Source organism: Candidatus Nanopelagicales bacterium (genome assembly GCA_018003655.1).
In the GTDB taxonomy this organism is placed as follows: Bacteria; Actinomycetota; Actinomycetes; order S36-B12; family UBA10799; genus JAGNDY01.
This window is the reverse complement of sequence record JAGNDY010000155.1, coordinates 1-3,052: the sequence shown is the minus strand read 5'-3', so window position 1 is coordinate 3,052 and position 3,052 is coordinate 1. Positions and strand designations below refer to the sequence as shown.

At 64.5% G+C, this 3,052-nt stretch carries 6 protein-coding genes; 4 read left to right on the top strand and 2 right to left on the bottom strand.

Annotated elements, in window-relative coordinates; translation table 11 throughout:
- Positions 1-128 precede the first annotated feature (128 nt).
- Together KAZ48_11650 and KAZ48_11645 are read right to left on the bottom strand one after the other, a co-directional pair.
- On the bottom strand, positions 129-698 hold the full coding sequence (locus KAZ48_11650; protein ID MBP7973445.1) for a tyrosine-type recombinase/integrase: 570 nt from the start codon (positions 696-698) through the stop codon (positions 129-131).
- Complete coding sequence (locus tag KAZ48_11645) at positions 691-1,218, bottom strand: helix-turn-helix transcriptional regulator (GenBank protein ID MBP7973444.1); 528 nt, start codon at positions 1,216-1,218, stop codon at positions 691-693. Before KAZ48_11645 ends, KAZ48_11650 begins: the two co-directional genes overlap by 8 nt.
- A 114-nt stretch (positions 1,219-1,332) precedes the next feature.
- Between KAZ48_11645 and KAZ48_11640 the strand changes: the two genes are divergently transcribed.
- Genes KAZ48_11640 through KAZ48_11625 form a run of 4 tightly spaced genes read left to right on the top strand, consistent with a single transcriptional unit; the run spans position 1,333 to position 2,940 of the window.
- Positions 1,333-1,557 (top strand): helix-turn-helix transcriptional regulator, encoded by a 225-nt coding sequence (locus KAZ48_11640; protein ID MBP7973443.1) that lies wholly within the window; start codon positions 1,333-1,335, stop codon positions 1,555-1,557.
- A complete protein-coding gene (locus KAZ48_11635) occupies positions 1,554-2,270 on the top strand; it encodes a hypothetical protein (protein MBP7973442.1) in 717 nt (238 codons plus the stop codon). Before KAZ48_11640 ends, KAZ48_11635 begins: the two co-directional genes overlap by 4 nt.
- Positions 2,267-2,797: a hypothetical protein gene (locus tag KAZ48_11630; protein ID MBP7973441.1), complete on the top strand. Its 531-nt coding sequence runs from the start codon at positions 2,267-2,269 to the stop codon at positions 2,795-2,797. The genes KAZ48_11635 and KAZ48_11630 overlap by 4 nt, the downstream gene beginning before the upstream one ends.
- Positions 2,794-2,940, top strand: a complete 147-nt coding sequence (locus KAZ48_11625; protein ID MBP7973440.1) for a hypothetical protein — start codon at positions 2,794-2,796, stop codon at positions 2,938-2,940. The genes KAZ48_11630 and KAZ48_11625 overlap by 4 nt, the downstream gene beginning before the upstream one ends.
- Positions 2,941-3,052 lie beyond the last annotated feature (112 nt).

Genomic DNA, 3,052 nt, shown 5'->3' with positions numbered 1-3,052 from the left:
GACGAACTTGGCACCCTTGATGTTGGGCACGACCCGTGCGGGCTGGGGTGGCTGGGGCTGGGTCTGGTACGGCGGCGGGTACGGTGGCCGCCATTGGGTGGGTTGCTGGATCATTTCGGTTCCCCTTTCTAGGCTGCCCACGCGGCTGCGCGGGTAAGTTGGTCATCATCAAGCCCGAGATAGCGTTGGGTCGTGGCCAGCGATGCGTGACCGAGCAACGCTTGGACGGCGCGGACATCGTGCGATCCGGCGTAGACGCGGTTGGCGTAGCGGTGGCGTAGACGGTGCGGCGGATAGCCGGTCGCCTGGCTGATGACGTCATGCACCCAATCCACACTCACGTGCCCGCCGGAGCGGCCGGGGAAGGCGTACCCGTGGCACGTCGATAGCCACGCCGAGACATCCGCCGGCAACGGCACGCGCCGAATCTTGTTCCCCTTGCCGTGGACGGTGAGCCAACCATCGGCCGCGTCGGACGAATGGACAACCGCCAGCTCCGCACGCCGCAGACCCGTGCTGGCCGCCAGTCGGACCAGCCACCACCTGACGCCTGACTCGCACGCCAGCGCGTGGTCCACCGCCGCGTCGGGGCACGGCCGGGAGCATGGGGCAGGCTCGGGTGGTGCCACGAGCAGCGCGGCCGGGTTGTCGTGCCCTTCCCGCTGCGCCCAACGATAGAAGTCTCGGAGGCTAGCCACGGCAGACCGCCGAGATGCCGCGTTCCAGTCGTGCGCCGCGAGCCAGTGTTCCAGGTCGGTGGTGGTGGCCTGCCACGGCGAGATCCCGAGTTCCGTGAAGCAGCGACGGACGTGATGCGTGCGAAGTCGGACGGTCCCCGGTGCGCGGCCGATGGCCGTCAGGTGTTCGGTGTAACCCCCGACCACACGCCCGATAAGGGCTGAGGTCATGGATTCGATCATGGCCGACACCTCCCCTCGGTGTCCTGTTGGTTGCTGGTTGCCAGTAACCGGACGGTTGTTGGTTCGAATCCATCCGCGGGAGCAAGTCCCACACGTTGCAGCGGAGTATGCCCGCCACCCGGTCAAGTTCATCGAGTGACCACGCGAGGTCGCCGCGCACTCGCGCCGCTATCTGCGGCTGACTCAGACCCATCTCCCGCGCCAACCCCGCGCCAGACATCCGACGCCGGGCCATCATTGCGCGCACTTCCTCCGCCACGTAGGTCGAGGTTCGCGTCTCCACTTGTGCTGCTCTCATACCAACAGCGTAATGCCTATGCCTATATATGCATAGGGCATGGCACACAAATAGTTCTAAAGGACTATCGCCTTGGGCTTGCGTTCCTATAGGGGATGGCTTTAGAGTCAAGCCATGCAACCAACTCAAAAGGTAAGCGACACGGTATCGGGGGAGATTCGAGCGCAACTGGCGCGCAAGCGACTCACCCAGGGCGACCTATCAACGGCGTTGGGAATCTCCCAGCCGCAGGTCAGTTCCAGGCTGCTCGGGCGAATCGGCTGGTCAATCGACGAACTCGCCACCGTCGCCGCGTGGCTGGATATTCCGCTAGCCGACCTCGTGAAGGACGCCGCGTGAGCAACGACGTGGCGCTGTCCGTCATGGATCAGCTAGAAGCCTGCGAGACGGTCATCCGCCGTGGGCTGGCGACGTTCGTTGAGGTCGGCACAGCGCTGGCAACCATCCGTGATGAGCGTCTGTACCGCGAGAGCCACGAGACGTTCGAGGACTACTGCCGCGAGGCGTGGAACTTTGGCCGCCAGCGCGCTGCTGCGCTCATCGAGGCCGCCGGGATCGTAAACGTCGTGTCCGAAATTTCGGACATTCGTGTATCCACCGAATCTCACGCCGCCGCTCTCGCGCCGATCATCAAGGCCGAAGGTCCGGAGCGTGCCGCTGAAGTGCTCGCCGAGGTTGCCGAGGCTGGTCCGGTCACCGCGCGTGCGATCCGCGAGACGGGACGCCCGACCCGCACCGTAACCGTGGTCGAGGAAGTCACCGTAGACGCCGAGACCGGCGAGATCGTGGCACCGACAGCGGATGAGTACGTCAGCCAGTTCCCCGACATGCGTAAGGCGAACCTACGCAAGGAGTTCTCTCGCTGGACGTCTGGCATTGCGCCGACCGTTGGGTTTGACCCGGAGGAGTTGGCGGGAATCGTCGGCAACGACGAACTGAAGGTGATGCTGCTGCGCTCTGCTGTGCGGCGAGCAACCGAGTGGCTTGAGCAGTTTGACGCCGCCGTCGAATCGAACCGCGGCCTACGTCTAGTGAAAGGCAGCAATCAGTGAAGATCAACGTCAAGGCGCTATCTATCGACGAGCGGATCGAGTGGCAGCAGTTACTCAGCGATGCTCTCAACGGCGACCGCCAGGCAACCGAGATGGCCGTATCCCGCGCACTGCACATGATGGACCAAGCCGAGCGCGCGGGCCGTCAGTGGCCCGAGGAGGTTCGGCGTCAGGCTGTACGCGCGTCACTGAAGGACTCACTGAAAGCGCAAGCGAAGTCCGAGGACTCGGTTCTCGTGGACTACCACGGCCGCTTGGTTGCCAAAGATCGGCGTCGCGGGGTTCGTACTCTGGTCGAGGGCGGGAAGCGGGTCTTCCAACAGCGACTCATTGACGAGATGACCTGGGACGAGTTCGAGACCTGGGCCAGCATGAACAACGAGCAGATTGAAGGATTGCTGGTCAACCGAGAGGTTGCTAACGCGCTCGCCGCACTGCACGTCAAATACCCCGAGACTGAAACAGTCTCCGAGGCTCTGGCGCTCGACGGCATCAGCCTTGACGACTTGCTGGCAGGCGCGGCATGATCCCCGTCTGGTTGTCGAACACGACCCTGGCCGTCCTGCTCATCATCTGCGTCGGGCTGGTCGTCGCCGGCTACATCACCGACCGCCGCGCCGCCATCGCCGACGCCCGCCGTCGTCACCCGTCCAGCCGGGGGCGCAAGTGAACTGCCAAACCTGCGGCGACGAATCCGCCACCTACGAGTGCGACGACTGCTTCGTCCACCGCACCGAACTGGACGCGCTGAAGGCCACCGCCACCACAGCAATGGTGGTCGG